At 58.6% G+C, this 19,926-nt stretch carries 18 protein-coding genes; 8 read left to right on the top strand and 10 right to left on the bottom strand.

Going from position 1 to position 19,926, the window contains the following annotated elements; genetic code table 11:
• Window positions 1-26: 26 nt before the first annotated feature.
• Window positions 27-635, top strand: a complete 609-nt coding sequence (locus tag NHF56_RS08275; protein ID WP_373456292.1) for an ABC-type transport auxiliary lipoprotein family protein — start codon at window positions 27-29, stop codon at window positions 633-635.
• A gap of 119 nt (window positions 636-754) precedes the next feature.
• Here NHF56_RS08275 and NHF56_RS08270 read toward each other — a convergent pair whose 3' ends face one another.
• Window positions 755-5,884, bottom strand: coding sequence for a hypothetical protein (locus NHF56_RS08270; RefSeq protein WP_252803269.1), 5,130 nt, complete (start codon window positions 5,882-5,884; stop codon window positions 755-757).
• A 488-nt stretch (window positions 5,885-6,372) separates the two neighbouring features.
• Between NHF56_RS08270 and NHF56_RS08265 the strand changes: the two genes are divergently transcribed.
• Window positions 6,373-6,741 (top strand): Hpt domain-containing protein, encoded by a 369-nt coding sequence (locus NHF56_RS08265; protein WP_252803268.1) that lies wholly within the window; start codon window positions 6,373-6,375, stop codon window positions 6,739-6,741.
• A 132-nt stretch (window positions 6,742-6,873) separates the two neighbouring features.
• Complete coding sequence (locus NHF56_RS08260; RefSeq protein ID WP_252803266.1) at window positions 6,874-7,194, top strand: 2Fe-2S iron-sulfur cluster-binding protein; 321 nt, start codon at window positions 6,874-6,876, stop codon at window positions 7,192-7,194.
• A 292-nt stretch (window positions 7,195-7,486) separates the two neighbouring features.
• Here the strand turns inward: NHF56_RS08260 and NHF56_RS08255 are convergent, their stop codons facing one another.
• Complete coding sequence (locus NHF56_RS08255) at window positions 7,487-8,113, bottom strand: DUF922 domain-containing Zn-dependent protease (RefSeq protein WP_252803264.1); 627 nt, start codon at window positions 8,111-8,113, stop codon at window positions 7,487-7,489.
• 120 nt (window positions 8,114-8,233) lie between these two features.
• Between NHF56_RS08255 and folP the strand changes: the two genes are divergently transcribed.
• Genes folP through folK form a run of 3 tightly spaced genes read left to right on the top strand, consistent with a single transcriptional unit; the run spans window position 8,234 to window position 9,988 of the window.
• Window positions 8,234-9,088 carry a dihydropteroate synthase gene (gene folP / locus NHF56_RS08250; protein WP_252803262.1) on the top strand — a complete coding sequence of 285 codons (855 nt, stop codon included), beginning with the start codon at window positions 8,234-8,236 and terminating at the stop codon, window positions 9,086-9,088.
• A gap of 19 nt (window positions 9,089-9,107) precedes the next feature.
• Entirely contained in the window at window positions 9,108-9,473 is a 366-nt protein-coding gene (gene folB, locus NHF56_RS08245) for a dihydroneopterin aldolase (protein WP_252803260.1), read from the top strand.
• An 8-nt stretch (window positions 9,474-9,481) separates the two neighbouring features.
• Entirely contained in the window at window positions 9,482-9,988 is a 507-nt protein-coding gene (gene folK, locus NHF56_RS08240) for a 2-amino-4-hydroxy-6-hydroxymethyldihydropteridine diphosphokinase (RefSeq protein ID WP_373456265.1), read from the top strand.
• A 9-nt stretch (window positions 9,989-9,997) separates the two neighbouring features.
• Here folK and NHF56_RS08235 read toward each other — a convergent pair whose 3' ends face one another.
• The 4 genes from NHF56_RS08235 to NHF56_RS08220 all read right to left on the bottom strand — a co-directional run bounded on the left by NHF56_RS08235 (window position 9,998) and on the right by NHF56_RS08220 (window position 13,816).
• Window positions 9,998-10,489 carry a hypothetical protein gene (locus tag NHF56_RS08235; protein WP_252803256.1) on the bottom strand — a complete coding sequence of 164 codons (492 nt, stop codon included), beginning with the start codon at window positions 10,487-10,489 and terminating at the stop codon, window positions 9,998-10,000.
• 243 nt (window positions 10,490-10,732) lie between these two features.
• Window positions 10,733-11,767, bottom strand: coding sequence for a YcjF family protein (locus NHF56_RS08230; RefSeq protein WP_252803254.1), 1,035 nt, complete (start codon window positions 11,765-11,767; stop codon window positions 10,733-10,735).
• Window positions 11,764-13,236: a YcjX family protein gene (locus NHF56_RS08225; protein WP_252803252.1), complete on the bottom strand. Its 1,473-nt coding sequence runs from the start codon at window positions 13,234-13,236 to the stop codon at window positions 11,764-11,766. The genes NHF56_RS08230 and NHF56_RS08225 overlap by 4 nt, the downstream gene beginning before the upstream one ends.
• A 55-nt stretch (window positions 13,237-13,291) precedes the next feature.
• Window positions 13,292-13,816: a histidine phosphatase family protein gene (locus tag NHF56_RS08220; protein WP_252803251.1), complete on the bottom strand. Its 525-nt coding sequence runs from the start codon at window positions 13,814-13,816 to the stop codon at window positions 13,292-13,294.
• Between the two features lie 201 nt (window positions 13,817-14,017).
• Between NHF56_RS08220 and NHF56_RS08215 the strand changes: the two genes are divergently transcribed.
• Complete coding sequence (locus NHF56_RS08215) at window positions 14,018-15,526, top strand: helicase HerA domain-containing protein (protein ID WP_252804932.1); 1,509 nt, start codon at window positions 14,018-14,020, stop codon at window positions 15,524-15,526.
• Window positions 15,527-15,529: 3 nt separating this feature from the next.
• On the opposite strand, the gene NHF56_RS08210 is transcribed toward NHF56_RS08215, so the two are convergent.
• The 4 genes from NHF56_RS08210 to pepT all read right to left on the bottom strand — a co-directional run bounded on the left by NHF56_RS08210 (window position 15,530) and on the right by pepT (window position 18,571).
• The gene (locus NHF56_RS08210; RefSeq protein WP_252804930.1) at window positions 15,530-15,859 is read right to left on the bottom strand and encodes an SMR family transporter; all 330 of its coding nucleotides are present in this window, start codon (window positions 15,857-15,859) and stop codon (window positions 15,530-15,532) included.
• A gap of 127 nt (window positions 15,860-15,986) precedes the next feature.
• Window positions 15,987-16,331, bottom strand: a complete 345-nt coding sequence (locus NHF56_RS08205; protein WP_252803250.1) for a multidrug efflux SMR transporter — start codon at window positions 16,329-16,331, stop codon at window positions 15,987-15,989.
• Window positions 16,332-16,345: 14 nt separating this feature from the next.
• Complete coding sequence (locus tag NHF56_RS08200) at window positions 16,346-17,170, bottom strand: D-alanyl-D-alanine carboxypeptidase family protein (RefSeq protein ID WP_373456291.1); 825 nt, start codon at window positions 17,168-17,170, stop codon at window positions 16,346-16,348.
• A 165-nt stretch (window positions 17,171-17,335) separates the two neighbouring features.
• Complete coding sequence (gene pepT / locus NHF56_RS08195; RefSeq protein WP_252803247.1) at window positions 17,336-18,571, bottom strand: peptidase T; 1,236 nt, start codon at window positions 18,569-18,571, stop codon at window positions 17,336-17,338.
• Window positions 18,572-18,958: 387 nt separating this feature from the next.
• On the opposite strand from pepT, the gene NHF56_RS08190 reads away from it, so the two are divergent.
• Window positions 18,959-19,924 (top strand): alpha/beta hydrolase, encoded by a 966-nt coding sequence (locus NHF56_RS08190; RefSeq protein ID WP_252803246.1) that lies wholly within the window; start codon window positions 18,959-18,961, stop codon window positions 19,922-19,924.
• Window positions 19,925-19,926: the final 2 nt, after the last annotated feature.

The following is a 19,926-nucleotide window of genomic DNA, read 5'->3' as shown; positions in this document are numbered from 1 at the left end:
TCTTGCCGCCCAAAAGGGGACATGAAATTTTGAGGTTTCGTTTTTCTCATAAAAGAGTTTGGCTGAACACGGTTGCGCTGGCCTTTGTGGCGGTGGGTGCCTTTGGCTGTGCCTCGTCAGCCCCGAAAGACACTTATGGCCTCTCGCTGGGCGATGTACCGCAGCAGGGTCGGATGGCGCAGGGTCGTCAGTTGCTGATTACCGAGCCAACGGCCGTCAAGACGTTTGACAGTGAAAACATCGTCATACAGGTCTCCCGCCAGGAATATCAGTATCTGGGCGAAAGCCAGTGGAGCGACCGATTGCCAAAGGTGGTGCAGCTGAAACTGGCACAGGCCTTTGAAGCCTCCGGTCGTGTCGGCGGTGCCGGACTACCGGGCGATGGACTGGCGATCGACTACCAGATCCAGACCACGATCCATGCCTTCCAGATCGACGCGACGAGCAAAGCGGCCATCGTGGAAATTGCTGTTCGCGTGCTCAATGACCGCAGCGGAACGGTGCGCGCACGCAATGTGTTCCGCGCCGTTGTGCCAGCATCCGGCAGCAGCAATCAAGCATATGTGAAGGCGCTTGACGCCGCCTTTTCCAAGGTCTCTTCCGAGATGGTCAACTGGGTTTTGAAATATATCTGAGGCGCAGGAATTGCGTCACGATTGGACAAAAGAAAACCGCCGGTTTTGGACCGGCGGTTTTTTGTTGGTGTCCGCAGTTGCGGTGAGAACATCGGGCGACTATCGCCCGAGGCTCTAATTCAGTTGAAGCGACCTGCAGCGTGGGCCAGCATCGTGTAGACCTTGCCCGTATCCGAGGTCAGATAGGACTGCGTGATCGACTTGTCGCGGTCGTTGCGGGCGACATCGGCAAGCAGATTCTCGAAATCGGCAACATAGCGATCCACAGCAGTGCGGAACTCCGGCTCCTGATCGTACTTGCGCTTGATTTCGTCAAAGGTCTTCTGGCCCTTCAGCGTATAAAGCCTGCGGGTAAAGACGTCGCGCTCACCGCGCTGGTAACGCCGCCACAGTTCCACGGATGCATCGTGGTCAATCGCGCGGGCAATGTCGATGGAGAGCGAATTGAGCGACTCGACGACATGTTGCGGATTGCGGGCTGCACCGGTGCGCGAGCTCTGCGAAGCCTCATTGCGGGGACGTCCGATCTGTGCCTCTTCGCGCGCAGCACCGCGGATGAGATCGCTGATCCAGCCGCTCTGATCGCCCTGTTGACGCTGCGGTGCCGGTGCGCGCGGTTGCGCAGGCGCTGCAACAGGCGCGGGGCTTGATGCGGTGAAGCTTCCGCGCATTTCCGGAATAGCCGGAGCCGGCGCTTGCGCCGGGGCAGACTGGGGCGCCGGAGCCGGTGCCGCTACCGTCTGCTGAACCGCCGGGGCTGCTGCGGCTTGTTGTACGGGGGCGGAGTGCGCCGGCGTAGACACTTCAAGCTGCTGCTGCGACTTGCCGACGATGCGGGAGAGATCCTGCAGGGCCTGGATCTGTTCCGACACGGCCCGGCGCATGGCCGCTGCACTTTCCTTGGTCTCTTCCGGCAGGTCGAATGCGCCGCGGCGCAGTTCCGAGCGGGTCATGTCGAGTTCCTTGCGGATATCGTCGGCAGACTTGCGGATTTCGCCCGTGGCACCGGCGAAGCGTTCGATCGCATCTTCGATGGCTGTGCGCAGCGCGTTGCGCATCTCGTTTGCGGCGCTGTTCGACTTCTGGCCGGATTCGTTCAGCATACGCTCGATATCCGACAGCGATGCGGCAATGCCAGACCGAAGGCGCGAGGCGACTTCGCTGGCCCGTTCTTCGGCTTGCGACATGCTGCTCTCGAAGGCAGACGCGGTTTCGTTACCAGCGCGTGACAGGATATCCTTGAGGTTTTCGGCTGTCGAACGAGCACGGTTTTCCGCCTCGGCCATTGCGCGGTTGGCGTCGGCATAAGAGGATTGAACGCTGTCACGCAAGGTGCTGGCGAACTGGCCAGAACGCGCTTCCGCCGAATCGAACGCACCTTCGATCATGCCGCTCAACGCCCGCATCGTGCCCTCGATCTCTTCAGAACGCTTGACCAGACCGATGGAGAGATCGCGCAGCGCATCCTGGCGCTCGGACAATGTGGAGGCAAGGTTCGATTGCGCTGCGCCCAGCAGATCGGACGCCTGAGAGAGAACGCGTGAATGCTCGTCGAAACGGCCGGTAATGCCGGCAACCTGGCTCAGCGTGGCATCCGAAATATTGCTCAGCTTTTCCGCCTTGCCCTCGAGAAGACGCGAGGCTGCAGACAGCGTATCGGAAATCTTTCCAGCCTGCTCGCCGAAACGGCTTGCCGAGGCATTGAGCGTGTCGTCAATGCCTGCGAAATGGTAGGCCGCATCGTCAATGACGCGAGAAATATCGGCATTCGAGCTCTGCAAACGCTCAATCAGCGAGGACACACTGCCGCGCAGGCTGTTTTCGGTGGCAGCCAGCATGCCGGCCGTTTCCTCGGTCTTGGCCGAGATGGCGGCGAGCGTTTCGCTGGAGCGCGAGCTGATGGCGGCGACCAGCGCCTCGTTTTCCTTACGGATGCGATCGGCATTCTCGCGGGCAGCCGCAGCGACACGGCCAGCAATCTCGTTGCCGGTCTGCGCCAGTTGGTCGATGGCGGGACGTGCCTTGCCTTCGATGATTTCATTGAGCTCAGATGCGCGTCCAGCCAGCATCGAATTCAGCTCGCGGGTTGATTCATCCAGCGTGCTGCGAATCGAGCTGTTGCGCGCTTCAAGCGCCTTTTCGCTCTGCGACAGGCTGTCAGCAATGCTGGAGGCATGCTGTGCCGCACGGCTTTCGCTTTCCTGCAGACGACCGGCAAGCGCGCTGACGCGGGCTTCGAGCTCTTCGCTCATGCCGGAGCCTGCCTTGGCGACGCGTTCCACCGCGCTTGCCGCCTGATGATCGATATTGCCGATGGTGGACGAAACGGTTTCACGCAGCGATGCGGCCAGATCGGCGGCCTTTGTATCGATGGTTCTGCCCACCGCATCCATACCGCGGTTGAGCGCGTTGTCCATGGTTTCCATACGCTCGGCAAGCCGTGCTGTACGCTCATCCAGCGTCTCGGCGAGACGGTTGGCTGCCTGTTCGCTCGACTGCTCGATGCCTGCAATGCGCTCGTCCAGCGTACCGGCCACCCGTTCGCCGGCGCTGTTGGCGGCATTTGTCAGTGCTTCTGCACTTTCACCGATCCGCTGGCCTGCAGCGTAAATCGCACCTTCCACCTGTTGACCGATTTCGGATGCGCGAGTGGTTGCCCCCTGAAGAGCGGCGTCAATATGCGCCGACAGGCCTTCTGCCGCGGACGTGACCTTTTCAGCACCGCCAGACATGGTTTCCGCCAGCTTGCTGGCGCTGGATTCAAGCCGCGACTGAAGCGAAGCGGTCTGATCTTCCAGGCTCATTTCGATCATGCCGGCGGATGCGGCAAGCGAAGCGCCGATAGACGCGGACTGTTCGTTGAGCGAGTTGCCAATACGATTGATACTGTCATCGACCATACGACCGATATTGTCTTCGCCGTTACGGAAGGCATTTTCGATCGCGCTCGTGCCTTCACGCATGGAGGCTGCAAAGGATTCGCTGCCGCGTCCGACGATCTCACCGAGACGTGCGGTGTTTTCGCCGAAGATGGATTCGGCCCGTTGGGTGCCGTCACGAAGCGATGCGGTGAGGGCCTCGTTGCCCTGCGAAATGATGCTTTCGATACGCCCGGCATTTTCGCCGAAGATTGTCTCGGCCCGTTCCGCGCCCTGTTCGAGCGACTCTCTGAGCGTGTCGGATGCAATGCCGATGGAAATCTGCATGCTGGCGGTGCGTTCGTCGAAGGCTTCGGCAATCTGCTTGTGCGTTTCCGTCACGCTGCCGGCAATGCGCTCCACGCCGCTGTCCAGGACCCCGTTCAGGCGCGCGCTGTTGGTGGCAAAGCTTGCCTCGACGGTGTCGACCTTGGAGGAGATAACAGCATCGGCGGCTTCGATATGGTTCGAAAGACGTGTTTCGAGCGTCTCGAACTTCGAAGACATGGCCGAATCTGCGGCTTCCAGCTTGCTGTCGATTGACGCTTCCATGGCCTCGCGGGACGACTGCAGGCCGCCAAACAGCGCATTGGAGCGTTCCGAGAGAACGGTGTCGATCTTCGAATGGGCGTCGGCAATCGTACCGGCCATTTCATCGACATGCTTGCCGACGGCCGCCTCGATCATCTCCTGGCCGGTGCCAAGCGCGGTCGCCAGACCGATAGAATGATCAGTGAGGGTGGAACCAAGCCGGTCGATGCTGGACGTCAGGATGCTGTCCATCTCGTCGCGGCCACCGGTCATCGTTTCGCTGATCTGGGCAAGGCTCTGTGCAAGCTTCTCACTCAGCGAACCCGAGCGCTGATCAAATGCGCTGGTGAAGGCTGCAATGCTCTCGTCAAAGCCGGTGTTCAATTGGCCGATCGACGCCTGCAGACGCTCCTCGATGAAGCCGGTGCGCAGATCAATATCCATCACAGCTTCGTCGCTGGACGACTTCAGGCTCTGGCGGAAGCTTGCGCCCTTTTCGTCCAGTGCGGAGTTCAGCGAATTGATCAGCTGATCGAGGCCGGAGGTGATCGCCTCCTGGCCGGCACTCATGCTGTCGTTGAAGTCGCGCGTGCGGGCAATCAGCGTTTCGTTGAGCTGCATGGTGCGCTCGGCAAGCGCCTGGTTGAGCCGCTCGGTATTGGCGTCAATGGACGAGGCGCGGGTCTCGAATTCCGCCAGAAGGTTCTTGCCGCGTTCCGAAAGCGTGCTCGAAAGCTCTTCCAGACGGGTGTCGAACTCGCTGGCGAGCGCAACGCCGGAAGAGTTCAACGCCGCAAGAAGGTCGTCGGTATGGGACGTGAGCAGAGAGCCTATGGACTGGGTGGCCGATTCCGCCTTCTCCATAAGCAGGCCAGCGCGCGTATCCACCATGCGGGCGAAAGCCTCACCTGAGGTGGCAAGCTGCGTGCCGAGCACTTCCGTCGCATTCTGCAATTCGCCCTTGATCTGTTCATGGGCACCCGAGATGGAGGAGCGCAGACGTTCGGCGTGATTGATAATGGCCTCGCGTTCACTTCCCAGGTCGCTGACCAACGAGCGTACGCGAATTTCGTTGTCACTGTAGCTGCGCTCAAGCGCATTGATTTCGGAGTGAACCAGGGTTTCCAGTTCAGTGGCGCGGGCAATCGTGCGTTCAATGCCTTCATTCATGGCGCTGACTTCGCGGCGCACGGCCTGGCCGATGGCGAGAATACGGTCGGAGGCTGCAACTTCAGGCTCGGCAAGGCGGAGCGCCACCTCCGCCATGGAGCGGGCAGCGCCGCGCATTTCCTGCGAACGTGCAATGACGATGCCGAGCCCGACGAAGAGCACCATCGGCATGAGAATACCGATAAACAGGCCCATGAAGCCCGGCAGTGAAATAAGCCCCTTCAGGCTCGTCACGGCAAAGATTTCAGGTGTCAGAACGAGATAGCCCACGCCAAGGCCAAAGACCAGCCAGGCCAGCGACAGAAGAACGGCGTTGCGCACGGTGGCGCGGCCCGAACGGCCTTCCAGCGAGCGCAGGATCAGACCGGCATTGCCGCCATTGGGATCGTTGGCAGGCTTATGGGAAGGGGCGCGTGGCACGGGTTCGGGTGCCAACTCGCGTGCGGCATCCGCCTTTTCGGACTTTGCCGCTTCGTTATTGCTGCCTGCCTGAGCCATGTTTTCATCCACTTTCTGGCGACTTTTCTGATCCGCCGGGTCTTTAAATTCGCCGAAGTCGATTTGCAGCGCCTTTTCAAGCGCGTCCATCGCTTCCTGATCGGCCGTTTCGTTGCCCATTGTATTCGCCATACGCATTCGCCTCGTACACAATGCCTGTCGACAACTCGCGAAAGCTGCTCACAAACGCATTTTCGCTCTCAAGAACCGGTTCACCGCCAATGAACCAGCCTTGACTAATCTCTAAACCTTCACTGACTAGCCCGATTTAGAGCCCAGTCCTAGTCTTCAACCTTCACTATCCACCGTAAATGTTGGTATTTGCGACTGAATTCAGGCCTCCGCACCAGTTTTAAGATGCCCCGAAAAAACAGAGCGTCCCGTGTTGGCACATTAATGCATTTTATGACCCCGTTTGGAGTCCCCATATTCTCAAGGCACCACCCGACGGGACGGAAACGCTAACGTTAAAGGAAAAAAGGTAAATCTATTCCGTCATTTACCGCTTATTAACCATGACTTAAGTTTTTTGGGTATCGGCGGGCACTGTTAAGCCTATCGCGATGAAACGCCGATTAGACTGTAGTTCCTGACAATTATAACAAAAAGAGGACAGGCAGATGGCAGCGTATAATGTAGCATTCGACGGCCCGGTTTCGATCAGCGGCGGTCAGCATTCCAGAAGCAACCCGATCGATCTGGTACATTTGGCACGCCAGACCATGGGTGACAGAGACCTCGAACTGGAAATCCTGATGACATTTGCGCGCCAGGCGCGGCAGGTGGTCGGTGAGTTCGCGTCCTGCAGCAACGATGCCCGCGTGAAGGCCGCGCACCGTCTGAAGGGTGCAGCAGAAGCCGTCGGCGCTTTTCATGTGTCGGATGCCGCAGCCGAAGTGGAAAATGGTGCGCTCGATGCCGCCCATATTGCCAAGATCGGTGCTGCCGTTCTGGAAGCTGAAAACTTCATCTTGAAGATTTGCCGCTGACAAAAAGCCGAGACTGTTGCAACGCGAATGAATTTCGCGGCAACGTCTTCCCAATTCATGGCAAAATAGTTATGCCGGGAGGTGGCCCAAGAAGCCGCCTCCCGAAACGTTTTACAGTATCTGGATCCCGGAATGACCAAGCTGATTTACATTGCATTTGACGGTACGCGTTTTGAAATCGACGCCCAGGATGGCTCAACCGTCATGGAAAACGCTGTCAAAAACGCCGTGCCCGGCATCGAAGCCGAGTGCGGCGGTGCCTGCGCATGCGCCACCTGTCATGTCTATGTCGATGAGGAATGGGTGGAAAAGACCGGAAGCCCCGAGGCGATGGAAGAAGACATGCTGGATTTTGCCTCCGACCTGCGGCCGAATTCACGCCTGTCCTGTCAGATCAGGGTGACACCGGAGCTTGACGGGTTGACTGTGCATCTGCCCGAGAGCCAAGGCTAAGCCGACACGATGACAGGGCAAAAAAAGCCTCGCTCTTCGGCTTTCGTCGAGCGAGGCTAGGCGGGCGCGCATGCGGACGAGGGAGGGAACGTCCGGTTTGGTAACCGCGCGCCAGGAGAACAACGCAAACTCAACTGAACAAATGTAAACCGCCACTTTCGGACACGAAAAGTATTACATTCGGAAAGTTGCATCTACTGCTACATATACTACCCTAAACGTCGGGGATTGATTCAGCTTCACGCAAGTTTTGCACAAGTTTTGACAGTCGAAGCTTACCAAATTGGCGTTTTCACCGCGATACATGTTTGCTGCGGTTCTTGAGCAGGCGAATCATACGCTCTTCAAAATGCGAGGATTCCAGCTTATCGAAGCGGTTTTGTTCCCGGTCGTGAGCGGCGATCTCGCGGGCGACTAGTTCTTCTGCCCGTGCTTCCAGGATTTCGCAGTTGCTTGCAGACCCAAGCTTGCCCAAGATCTTTTCCATCTTGCGGGCGTAGGAGCGCGCAATTTCCGCGTGGCGATCCTCATGGCGTTTGATGTCTGACGACAGCGTGTCCCAGATGAAGCGAAGGTCGGCATCGGCATGGTTGCGATAACGCCAGCGGGGAAGAATAATCTTTACGTTCAGGTTCACTTTCACATGCGAAACGGTGCACCGGCGCGACGTCGCCGAATAGGTCATTTCGTAAGTGAACCTGATCTGAGTGAGGCCCGGGTGGTTTTGCCCGGAATGCGAGCTCTTTGGTCCACGCGTGGCAAGCTCACGATCAAGCGCATCCGGCGTTTTGCCGCCGATATTGAAATAGGAGTAGGACTTTGAAATCGAGGTTTCGGCATTCGCCTGACAGCCACAGGTCGTCAGAACGAAGGGAATAAGCAGTGCTGCGCCGCAGAACCGGCGCGTTGAGTTGATCATAACCCGATTGGCCCATTGAATTTTCCCGGACCTTGCTGCATAGCCGGGACACGCGCAAGCGAAATTAAGCCATAGCGCCGATAAAATGCGCCGAAACGGGACGGCGAGGAGTAGGACCCGATGAGAAAAACGCTGGAACCTTTCAAGCCGGCTCGCTGGCAGCTTGCCCATGGCCGTTTTCTCGAATTGGGTCCCCGCGGCCATATCATGGCGATTGTCAACGTGACACCGGATTCCTTTTCCGATGGTGGCCTCTATGCCGGCGCTGAAGCAGCCATTGCCCATGCTCTTGTCTGCCAGGAAGAGGGGGCTGCCATTCTCGATATCGGCGGCGAATCCACGCGGCCCGGTGCCGACGAGGTCAGTGCGGACGAAGAGCTGGCACGTATTCTACCCGTCATTAGAACATTGGCCGAGAAGACCGATGCGCTGATTTCGGTGGACACCTACCGCGCCTCGACCGCGCGCGCAGCCATTGAAGCGGGCGCGCACATCATCAATGATGTCTGGGGTCTGCAGCGGGAACCGGACATTGCCGATGTCACTGCTAGGACAGGGGCAGGGGTCTGCATCATGCATACCGGACGAGGGCGCACACAACGGGCTGATATCGTGGAAGACGAACGCGCGTTTTTTGCAAAGTCGCTGGACATTGCGCATAAGGCTGGTGTCGCGCCGGAACATATCGTCCTCGATCCCGGTTTCGGGTTTGCCAAGGAAACGACGGACATCAATGTCGAACTGATGAACCGGTTCGGAGAACTCTTCGAACTTGGCTATCCGCTTCTGGCCGGAACCTCGCGCAAGCGGTTTCTAGGCAACCTGACGGGGCGAGAGGCCGCGGAAAGAGATGTGGCGACGGCCGCGACAACGGCTCTATTGCGGATGGCAGGCGCGGCGATTTTCCGCGTCCATAATGTCAAAGCAAACCGCGACGCACTTGCCGTCGCCGATGCCATGATTGAAATGCGGTAGACGAGCGGAGGCCGCCCAAATGACACGCTATACAATCCATATGAAAAACTGCGCATTCTTCGCGCGCCACGGTGTCTTTGAGGAAGAGGCTGTCCTGGGTCAGCGCTTTTTTGTCGATGCGGTCTTCGATGTGGAACCGGACCACGCGCTGGATGAGGACCGGCTGGAGGGTACGGTTGACTATGGCGCAGTCTTCGTGACCATCGAAAAGGTGATCACCGGCAAGCGCCGCTTTCTGATCGAAGCGCTGGCCGAAGATGTGGCAAAGGCAGTCTGTGCCGAGTTTCCACAGATCCTCAAAGCACGTATCACCGTGCGCAAGCCGAATGCGCCGGTGCCAGGCGTGATCGACTATGTCGAGGTCAGCCTCGATTATGTGCCTTGAAACCGGCCATGGCGGTAAAGGCAAATATCGGACTGGGGGGAAATATCGGCGATCCGCGCGCCGCGATGGCGGCTGCACTTCGCCAATTGGATGCACATGCCGAATGCGGCGTCACCAATGTTTCGCGCCTTTACCGTACGCCACCCTGGGGCAAGACGGATCAGGCCTGGTTCTTCAATGCTGCGGCAGAGATTGAAACGAGCCTGGCGCCGGAGGCTCTGCTGGACCTTTGTCTCGATATTGAGCGTGGCATGAAGCGAGAGCGCGTGGTCCGCTGGGGTCCGCGAACGATCGACCTTGACGTGCTGACATATGGCGACAGTGAAATTCGCAGTGACCGGCTTTCCGTGCCGCACCCGCATCTGCATGAACGCGCCTTCGTGCTGATGCCGCTTTGCGATTATGCAGGTGATCTGGTGATCGCGAACAAAACCGCCAGCGCGTGGCTCACGTCAGCCGACACGGCGGGAATTGAAGTGGCAGACGAAGACCGCCAATGGTGGAAGGCTGCCTGAAGGGACAGCCTACTGGTTGGCAGCGGCAACGTCTTCCAGATTGCGGTTCAGGGTCATGCCGATAACGGGGACATAGGTGTCCTCCACCTTGATCGAGATCGTGACATTCAAGATGTCGGCACCCTTCATTCGGGCAATCATCGCGCCGGTCAGGTTCTTGCGGTTGAGACCGACAATCACCTTGTTGCCGCTCACGTTACCGGAGATGATGTCGAGCCCCTTGCCGTCTGCGCCGTCCAGGAACGTACCCTTGTAGGTATTGCCAGCGCGCGCGATGGTCGCCTTCATCGGCTGGTTGAAAATGCCGACGCGGCATGTGCCGTCCAGAACGAGACCGGCCTGCCCGGCAGGGTTGGGCTCACCCTTGAGGTCACAATTGAACTTCGTGCCCTTGTATTTGCCGGCAACAATTTCGCCAGGCCCTTTCCAGTTTCCGCCTGCCTTGGAGAAAAAGACGTTATCGCCTGCTTCTGCTGACGAAACGGAGGCCAAGGCTGCCATGGAAAACGCGGCAAACGCGGTGGAAATTCTGGATATGCTGGACACGGTGGCAACCCTCAACATGCGGCAACTGGATACTGCCACAAAAGATGAATGATATTGGTTAATGGTCCGTTGCCGGTCAAGTGGCCGATACCCTGGACGACGTCGCAATGCTTCTGGCGACGCGCTTGAAAACTACACCGATTCAAGAGCTTGCGATAGGGGGAAGACTTCGTGAGTTTTTTCTAATGTGCAGGGTTTTCAGCTGCTTTTTTCCGAGATGCGAATCGCGGTCAGAAAATCGGTCACTTTTGGCCGCTTTTCTGCCACAAACTCCATTGGGCGGGCCAGCTCCATGGCGGCAACACCGACGCGCGCGGTCATCAGGCCATTGGCAACACCTTCGCCGAGTCGGGCTGAAATTTTCGAGGCGAGCCCATGGCCAAGGACCTGCTGAACAAGACTGTCGCCAAGCGCGATCGTTCCGGTCACGGCGAGATGGGCGACCACGGCGCGCAACAGTCGGATCAGGCCGAAGAAGCCGGGCCGCCCGCCGTAAAGCGCAGACAAGGCCCTGACGAGCCGGGCCGCTTCAAAAAGCACATAGCCAATATCGGTGAGTGCGCGCGGGCTGATGGCGGTGACCACTGATACACGCCGCGCCGCATTGGAAATGAGCCGCCGCGCTTCCCGGTCGAGCGGTTTCATCAGTTCCATCTCGGCCAGCCGCACCAGACCGGCGCTATCCATGAGGTCATCCATGGAATCGTCAATGACGGCGCGCCCGCCCGCCGTCTGTGGTGTTGACGCGAGATGATCACAAAGCGCCTTGACGGCAGCTTTCGCCTCTTTTTCGCCGGTCGTTGGAGAGATGTCCGCAAGGCGGGTGCGCAGCTGTTCGACGTTGCGAAGGCTGGCCAGCCCCCAGACTTCGCGCGCCACGATACCGATGACGGCTACCACGAGCACGCCGAGTGCCACCGCAGCGGTATAGCCGAGCCAGTCGGACCGGCTGAAGAGATTGCGGATCAGCTGGTCGGCCCAAAGACCAAAGGCAAAGGACAACACCACGCCAAGCGCGGTACCGGCAATCTTGAAGAGGGGAAAGCGTTTTGGCGGCGGCGGCACGTCTGGCAGCGATGTGGCCTTGTCCGGTTCGGCAAACGGGTCTTCCGTTTCATGAACAATGTCCAACGTGCCCTCAAAGGTCTGCGGTGGACGCGACGGCGAGGCTTTCGGCGCATCATCCAGCGCAAAAGCGGCGGGCCGGCGATGTTCGCTTTTTTTCTCCGTCATGCCAATTCATCTCCGATGAGAAACTGTAGCGCCCGGTCGAGGCGGATATGCGGCAGGCTGACCTCAAGCGCGGCCTTGCCGGTTTCCGGTTCGGGCGGACGGAAGCGCACAATGTTGATCGCAGGCTTATCATCCTCACCATGATCGGCCACATGAGAGAACAACAGCCCCGGTTTTTCCGGCAAGTCACCCGGAAAGACGGCGGTGGTCTTCTTGCCGTCGAATGTCTCGCCATTGATGGTTTCGCCGGCAATGGGGGTGCCGGTAATCACCGGCAGGTCATGGCCGTTGCTGCGCACCCGCGCTTCCTTTGTTGCGCGCACGGATGCCATGGCAAGCACATCGATGCCGGCACCGGTCGAGCCGATGCGGGAAAGCGCACGCTGCACGATGCGGCGTGTGATGGCCTCCAGCCGGTCATGGCTTTCGTGGTGCAGGTGATCGGCCTTGGCCGCGGCAATCAGAACCTTGTCGATGTGGCGGGTGAAGAGGGAGGACAGGAAATCATTCTCTCCGATGCGGAATGTGGAGAGGATTTCGACAAGCGCTGCCTCCAGATCATTGATGGCTTCCGGCCCGCGGTTGACCGCACTCAACGTATCGACGATGACGATCTGCCGGTCGAGCCGGGCGAAGTGATTGCGAAAGAAGGGTCTTACGACCACATTTTTGTACGCTTCGAAACGCCGCTCCATCATTGCCTGGAGAGAACCTTTGGGCGGTGTGCCCTCTGCAAGACGGGTGAGTGGCGCAAATGTGAGTGCAGGCGAACCTTCAAGATCCCCCGGCATAAGAAAACGTCCCGGCGGCAACATGGATAGCGCATGTTCATCCGCCCGGCAGGCCCTCAGATAATCCGCAAAGGCGGCTGCGATTTCGCGAACGGCACTTTCGTCGGCAGGCGCTGACGGATCAAGCTTGTCGGCAAGCTCACGCCATTGCGCGGCCAGCGGAGCACGGGCGGCGTTCTTCGACAATGTGTCTGCCTGCCGCGAAAACGCGGTAAAATCCTGCTGCAAAAGCGGCAGGTCGAGCAGCCACTCGCCGGGATAATCGACGATATCAAGCGAAAGCTTGCCCGGACGGAACACACGGCTCCAGCCGCTGGCGCTTTCAAAATGGATTGTGAGCCTCAGTTCGGAAATCGCGCGGGTCGATTGAGGCCAGATGCGCTTTTCGATCATGTCGACAGCGTGGTCTTCATATTGAAAACGCGGCACAGCATCATCCGGCTGCGGGTCGAGATGGACCGACGATATGCGCCCCGATTGCATGGCTTCGAAAAGCGGCAGGCGGCTGCGGTTTAAAAGAGCGTGGACGAGAGCGGTGATGAAGACCGTCTTTCCCGAACGAGAAAGGCCGGTCACGCCGAGGCGAATGGTGGGATCGGTGATATCGCGTGCGCGGTCTGTAAGATTATGCAGCGCAAGCGCTGCTTCATCGCCAATCGTCGTCAGAAAAGATGCCAAATCCCATCACCCGAAAATGTCTCGTGAAATCCATATATGCGGGAGAGGGCGGCTTTTAAAGGGCGGAGGTCGGCTGATAGAAATGGTCGAGATGCCATTTGCTGTCGCGCCCCGAGCCGGCTTCGCGATGCAAAATGGCAATGGCTCCCGTGGTGTAACCGAGGAAGTCCTGCTCCTGGCCATGCACCATGAAGGCAAATATATCTTCGATCATGGGATTGTGGCCGATGATCATGAGTGGCCCGCCCTGTTCGTGCGAGGTTACGATGTCCGCATAAATCGGCAGACCGCCATCGTAAAGGTCGCCATCGAAGATGACATCTGGCTTGCCCGTCCAGCGCTTTTCCAGCTCGACCAGCGTATCCCGACAGCGTGCCGCAGGCGAACAAAGCACCCGTTCTGGCATGATGCCCAATTCGGTGATGCGTTCGGCCATTTCGACCGCCTCTGCCTGACCGCGCGCATCAAGCTTGCGGTCAAGATCGTTCTCGCCAGGTTCCGGCCATGCCGCATGGGCGTGGCGCACCAATATGATTGTCGAGTGTTCGCGTTCCATGTCCGTGGCGGGTTCTGTTTCCATAGGTATTACAGTCCATTGTGCTGTCTCGAATTGCAAGGGTGGTTTTGTCTTATGGTAAAGAGCCATCAATGAGGCGGGCAGGATTGTTTCTGTGGGTTTTGGCGCAAACGGTCTGGCCTTGGCATTTGATGTGCTAAAAGTCCGGCATTCCTTTTCCGGGAATCAAGAAGCAGCACATCATCAGTGAAGAAAAGGCGGGACGTGACGGCGCGTATCGACATGGGAATGGCCAGCGGCTCCTCAATGGGGCTCGATCTGGAAGAATTGCTCGCAACACGCCTGTTGGTGCAGGGCAATTCCGGATCGGGAAAGTCGCACCTGTTGCGCCGGCTTCTCGAGCAGAGCGCCGAATGGGTTCAGCAGGTGATCATTGACCCCGAGGGCGACTTCGTGACGCTGGCCGAGAAATACGGCCATATTGTCGTTGACGGCGAGCGCACCGAGGGCGAGCTCGTCGGAATTGCCAACCGTATCCGTCAGCACCGCGTATCCTGTGTCTTGACCCTGGAAGGGCTGGACGTGGAAAACCAGATGCGGGCGGCGGGCTGGTTTCTCAATGGCCTGTTCGATGCTGACCGCGATTATTGGTATCCGGCTCTGATCGTGGTGGACGAGGCGCAGATGTTTGCCCCTGCCGTTGGCGGCGATGTGCCGGACGACGCACGCAAACTGTCGCTGGGCGCCATGACAAACCTCATGTGCCGCGGCCGCAAACGCGGATTGGCCGGCGTCATCGCCACGCAGCGGCTCGCCAAACTGGCCAAGAACGTGGCCGCGGAGGCCTCCAACTTCCTGATGGGCCGCACGTTTCTCGATATCGATATGGCGCGCGCCGCAGACCTTCTCGGCATGGAGCGGCGTCAGGCCGAAATGTTCCGCGACCTGCAACGCGGCGCATTCGTGGCGCTGGGACCAGCGCTCTCGCGCCGCCCGGTTTCGGTCAATATCGGCCCGGTGGAAACATCGGCGCGTTCCTCGAGCCCGAAACTGATGCCGCTGCCGGATGCCAAGCCGGATGTGGATGTCGAGGATCTGATCTTCACGCCCAGCGCCGACGAGCTTCGCGATCCGCCTAAACGCCGGCCCGCGCCACAGCCGCGACCGTCCACCGATATCCTGGCTGAACTGTCACGCGCGGCACCCGCCGCCGCTCTGGAGACAGTGCCTGAGCGACCGGCGGCGGCAGCGCTTGACCCGGCTGAGCGGGAAGAACGGCTGAACGCGGTTCTGGATGAAATCCTGAGCAATCCGGACGCCGGTTTCCGCTCCGACGCAGAACTCTATCAGGATTTTCTGGTGCGCGCGCGTATGCGCCGCATTGCCGGTAACCCGATGTCGCTTTCCGACTTTCGCCGCCGCGCGGCCATCAGCCGTTCCGGCGTGGATGAAGAAACGGCCCAGAGCGAAGCATGGGGCAAGGTGCTGGAACTGTCTGGCCGCGTGACCGACGATCTGCAGGGCGTTTTCCTGTTGATGGCAAAGGCCGCCCTCTTGGGCGAGCCATGCCCGCCGGATGCCGCGATTGCGCGCGTTTACGGAACACATTCGGCGCGCCGCGCCCGCCGGCTTCTGAGCTATTTTGAAGAGCAGGGGCTGATCGTGCTGCATACGGATTTTTCAGGCAAACGCATTGCCGCTTTCCCCGATCTGGACGCGGAGACGGCTCCCGGCAATCCAGACGCCGCCGACGAGGTGCTGGCGGCGGAATAGATATCAATGCGTTATACTGTTGGAAAACAGGTTGACGATCAAAATGCCGACGATAATGAAGCCAAGCCCGATGACCGCAGCCAGATCAAGATGCTGGCGGAAGGCAAACCAGCCGATGGCCGAAACCAGCACGATCCCGAAGCCGCTCCAGATCGCATAGGCGATGCCGACCGGAATGGTGCGCACCGACACGGACAAGAGATAGATCGCCACAGCATAGCAGATCAGGCAAAACACGGTGGGCCAAAGCCGGGTGAACTGCTCGGTATTTTTCAACAGCGATGTGCCGACGACTTCAAAGACGATTGCGGCCAGAAGCACGGCGTAGGTCATGATGGGCTGCGGCATGGAAGATCCTGAAAGGCCTGGAGAGATTTTTGCGCACATTGTCCGGCGCACGAACCCAGCCATAGCGCACCCGAAAATCTTGCGCCAGAACAATTCTACAAGAACAAGTTTCTCAGTGTGAGCCGCTGCTGGAAAACAGGTTGACGACCGTGATGCCTGATACGATCAGCCCAAGGCCGATGATGGCGCCGGCATCCAGCGTTTCGTTGTAGAATATCCAGCCGATCAACGCGACAATGACGACGCAGGCCGCACTCCAGATCGCATAGGCAATACCCACCGGCATGGTTTTCAGGGAAAGCGTCAAAAAGTAGATTGAGCCGATGAAAAGCGCGAGACAGAGAATGGTCGGCAGCGCACGCGTAAACTGTTCCGATTGCTTGAGCAGGAACATCCCGAAAACCTCGAGAACAATGGCAGCAAATAAAGCAGCATAGGCGGCAAGCGCTGGCGACATGGAGGGGGTCTCGTCTACTTGTCTGCCACCTGTGCCGAGTGGGGCTTGCCGAGGTATTTGTCGAGAAGGCCGGCCATCTCCTTGTCGCGCTCAGCGGCTGTCTTGCCGCCCATGACCACGGCAACGACTTCCTTGCCGCCGTTCCTGGCCGAGGTGACGAGATTGTAGCCTGAGGCTTCCGTGTAGCCGGTCTTGATCCCGTCGACGCCCGGATAACGCTTCAACAGGCCGTTGTGACCGCGCAGCTTCATGCCGCGGAAGGTCATGTATTTCTCCGAGAACAGCTTGAACTCTTCCGGATAGTCACGCTTGAGCGCTATGCCGAGTTTGGCCATATCGACAGCAGTGGTCACCTGGTTGGGGTCGGGTAGACCGGCGGGATTGGTGAAGACCGTGTCACGCATGCCCAGTTGATGCGCACGCTCGGTCATCAACTTGCCAAAGGACGCCTCCGAACCGGCCAGATGTTCACCCATGGCGACAGCCGCATCATTGGCGGAAATCACGATCATGCCGAGAACGGCCTCCTTGACCGTGATGGTGCGGCCCGCACCGATGGCAAATTTGTAAGGGTCCTTGCTTTCGGCATTTTCGGACAGAACGATCTTGCTATCCCAGGAAAGCGCGCCCTTATGCAGCGCCTCGAAGGTCAGATAAAGCGTCATCATCTTGGTGAGCGAGGCCGGATAGACCAGCGCATCGGCATTTTCAGATTCCAGTATCTGTCCCGATGTCGTATCGACGATCACATGGGCCGTATTGGCGTGGGCAAGCGAGGCGGCAAGCAAAATGGTGGCACCGAGGGCCGCGCCGGCGGCCTTGGCAAAAATGCGCAATATCATGATCTGTCCCGATAGTTTGGTCGGCTTTTTGTTTTAAGCGGCCTTTAAGCGTCAAGGCAAGGCCGCAATTTCCTGTCGCCCATGATCAAGTTTCATGGCCCTTTTGCGGCGCTGGCCTTTTTCACGACAACATGCCGCAGGTTTTCAACACCCGGTTCGAAATCAGGCTGCCTTTTCCTCCCAGATCTTCATCAGTTCCACGATCGTCTTGACTGCCTTTTCCATGTCCTGAACGCTGATCCATTCGAGTGGCGAGTGATAGGCATGGCCGCCGGTGAAGATGTTGGGGCAGGGCAGGCCCATATAGGAGAGGCGCGAACCGTCTGTGCCGCCGCGAATACTGCCAAGCCGGGGCTCCATGCCCGCGCGCCGCACGGCTTCAACGGCATAATCGACGATCTCCGGGTTCTGATCGAGGACCGCCTTCATGTTGCGGTACTGCTCGCGAACGGAGAAGGTGTAGGTAGAGCCCGGATAATCCGCCATCACCGACTGCACGATGTTGCGAACCAGATCTTCTTTTTCCGTCAGACCCTGATCGTTGAAATCGCGGATGATGAGGCCGATATGGGCTTTTTCCATCGCGCCGCTCAGGTCTGTCGGGTGAATGAAGCCCTCTTTGCCGCTGGTGCGTTCAGGCGAAACGCGGCGCGGCAGGCGGGCGATAATGTCGCCTGCAATCTTGATGGCATTTTCCATCTTGTCCTTGGAATAGCCCGGATGCATGGCAACGCCGGTGATCGCAATATCGACGGCGTCGGCAGAAAAGGTCTCGTTTTCGATGCCGCCAGCTGTGCCGCCATCCATTGTATAGGCAAAGCGCGCGCCGAGTTTTTCGAAATTCACCTTGTCGGCGCCGCGCCCGATTTCCTCGTCCGTGGTGAAAAGCAGCTTCATCGTGCCGTGTTTCACATCCGGATTGTCGAGAAAGAACTGCGCGGCAGACATGATTTCCGCAATGCCGGCCTTGTCATCAGCACCAAGCAGGGTGGTGCCGTCCGTTGTGACGATATCGTGGCCGATCTGGTTCTTCAGTTCCACCTGACTTTCAACGCGGATGACCTGATTGCTATCGCCCGGCAATCGGATGTCACCGCCCTGATAGTTCTTCACCACCTGCGGTTTGACGCCGGTACCGGAAAAATCAGGCGCAGTGTCCATATGCGAGCAGAAGCAGATGACCGGCACATCCTTGTCCGTGTTGGCGGGCAGCGTTGCATAAACATTGCCGTGCTCGTCCAAATGCGCATCCGTCAAGCCCATGGCGAGGAGTTCTTCAACAAGAACGCGCCCGAGGTCTTTCTGCTTTTCCGTGGATGGCTGCGCCGAAGACGTGGGGTCGGATTGGGTGTCGATCTGAACGTAACGGAGGAAGCGGGAAAGGACGGTGTCGGTCATGAAAATACCCGGATTTTGATTGGTCTGGAAACGTGGCGCGGTTGCCTGGAAAACGACCATAGGCATAGCAATGCATCTAGATGTTGTCCAACAAACTTGCTGCAGGCGACAACGGTCGGCGAACGCAAACAGCCGGTGGTCTCGGACTCTCTTCAAGACGATTAGATGACAAAAATCATGTAAACGTGTCACGCCTTAGAGGAAATTGTCTGTCGATCGTATCCTGACGCACGAATTCTATGGCGTTTTGGTCTCAATCAGGCACAGGTTATTCCAATAATCGGCGTGCATACTGCGTTGGGCTTTGCTGTGGCCTGGCAGGTGATTTGTGAACTGTTTCGGATTTACGCATTTCCAGCGCCGCTCCATCAAAGGAGTGCAGCGCAAATGGGGGCCCTGATGCAACTGTGGCGGCAGTTTCTCTTTGCGGCAAGCATGCTCTTGGCACTTGCTCTGCCATTCTCTTCATTTGCAGGTGGAACCGGCGGCATGGAGGTGGTGCCTCTGTGGCATAGCCATCAGTGGCGTGGCGGCCCGAAGGGTGCGGCAACCGAAACCGCTCGCGGTTTTGTCAAGAATGTCGCCAATCCCGATATCCGCGCGTTTCTGCCGGAAAAGCCCAATGGTGCCGGCGTATTGGTCATGCCGGGCGGCGGTTACAAGGCGATTTCGCGCAGAGACGAGGGCTACGCCGCCGCCAAATGGCTGAACGAGCGAGGCTATGCCGCATTCGTCTTGACCTACCGCCTGCCGCGCGAAGGCTGGGACGATGGTGTGATTGTATCGCTGCAGGACGCCCAGCGCGCGATCCGCGTGATACGCTCCATGGCCTCTCGCTTCGGCATCAAGTCAGAACGCCTTGGCGTGCTCGGCTTTTCGGCGGGCGGACATCTGGCAGGCCTGACAGCCCTTCGCTCCGGGTTCCGCTCCTATGCAAGTGTCGACGAAATCGACAAGCTCTCCGCCAAGCCCGATTGGGCAGCACTCATCTATCCGGTCATCACGCTCAAGCCGCCCTATCAGCGAAGCTCAACGTTCAAACAGATGCTTGACCCTTCACCAAGTGCCGAGCAGATGATGAAATGGTCTGTCGAAACCTATGTCGATCATCAGGCACCGCCGTTTTTGCTCGTGCACGCCGACGATGATCCGTCAGTAGATGTGCATCACAGTCGCATCATGAAGAAATATTGCGACGCGGCCAAGGTGCCGGCTGAACTGGTGGAACTTCCCGCTGGCGGACACGGCTTTGGCATGAGCAGACCGGGTGCGCCAAGTTTCGGCTGGAGTGCAAAGCTCGAAACCTGGTTGAAGCAGGTGGACAAACCGTCTTCCGAAACCGCGCGACTTTGAAA

It is taken from the genome of Rhizobium sp. L1K21, from assembly GCF_024055895.1.
Lineage (GTDB): Bacteria > Pseudomonadota > Alphaproteobacteria > Rhizobiales > Rhizobiaceae > Ensifer_A.
The sequence above is the reverse complement of the archived record's forward strand: the minus strand, read 5'-3'. Positions and strand labels throughout refer to the sequence as shown.

Bases quoted from the DNA above. Each gene is read 5' to 3' on its own strand.
- NHF56_RS08270 (WP_252803269.1), bottom strand. From the start codon at position 5,884: ATGGCGAATACAATGGGCAACGAAACGGCCGATCAGGAAGCGATGGAC.
- NHF56_RS08265 (WP_252803268.1), top strand. From the start codon at position 6,373: ATGGCAGCGTATAATGTAGCATTCGACGGCCCGGTTTCGATCAGCGGC.
- NHF56_RS08260 (WP_252803266.1), top strand. From the start codon at position 6,874: ATGACCAAGCTGATTTACATTGCATTTGACGGTACGCGTTTTGAAATC.
- NHF56_RS08255 (WP_252803264.1), bottom strand. From the start codon at position 8,113: ATGATCAACTCAACGCGCCGGTTCTGCGGCGCAGCACTGCTTATTCCC.
- folP (WP_252803262.1), top strand. From the start codon at position 8,234: ATGAGAAAAACGCTGGAACCTTTCAAGCCGGCTCGCTGGCAGCTTGCC.
- folB (WP_252803260.1), top strand. From the start codon at position 9,108: ATGACACGCTATACAATCCATATGAAAAACTGCGCATTCTTCGCGCGC.
- folK (WP_373456265.1), top strand. From the start codon at position 9,482: ATGGCGGTAAAGGCAAATATCGGACTGGGGGGAAATATCGGCGATCCG.
- NHF56_RS08235 (WP_252803256.1), bottom strand. From the start codon at position 10,489: ATGGCAGCCTTGGCCTCCGTTTCGTCAGCAGAAGCAGGCGATAACGTC.
- NHF56_RS08230 (WP_252803254.1), bottom strand. From the start codon at position 11,767: ATGACGGAGAAAAAAAGCGAACATCGCCGGCCCGCCGCTTTTGCGCTG.
- NHF56_RS08220 (WP_252803251.1), bottom strand. From the start codon at position 13,816: ATGGAAACAGAACCCGCCACGGACATGGAACGCGAACACTCGACAATC.
- NHF56_RS08210 (WP_252804930.1), bottom strand. From the start codon at position 15,859: ATGACCTACGCCGTGCTTCTGGCCGCAATCGTCTTTGAAGTCGTCGGC.
- NHF56_RS08205 (WP_252803250.1), bottom strand. From the start codon at position 16,331: ATGTCGCCAGCGCTTGCCGCCTATGCTGCTTTATTTGCTGCCATTGTT.
- pepT (WP_252803247.1), bottom strand. From the start codon at position 18,571: ATGACCGACACCGTCCTTTCCCGCTTCCTCCGTTACGTTCAGATCGAC.
- NHF56_RS08190 (WP_252803246.1), top strand. From the start codon at position 18,959: ATGGGGGCCCTGATGCAACTGTGGCGGCAGTTTCTCTTTGCGGCAAGC.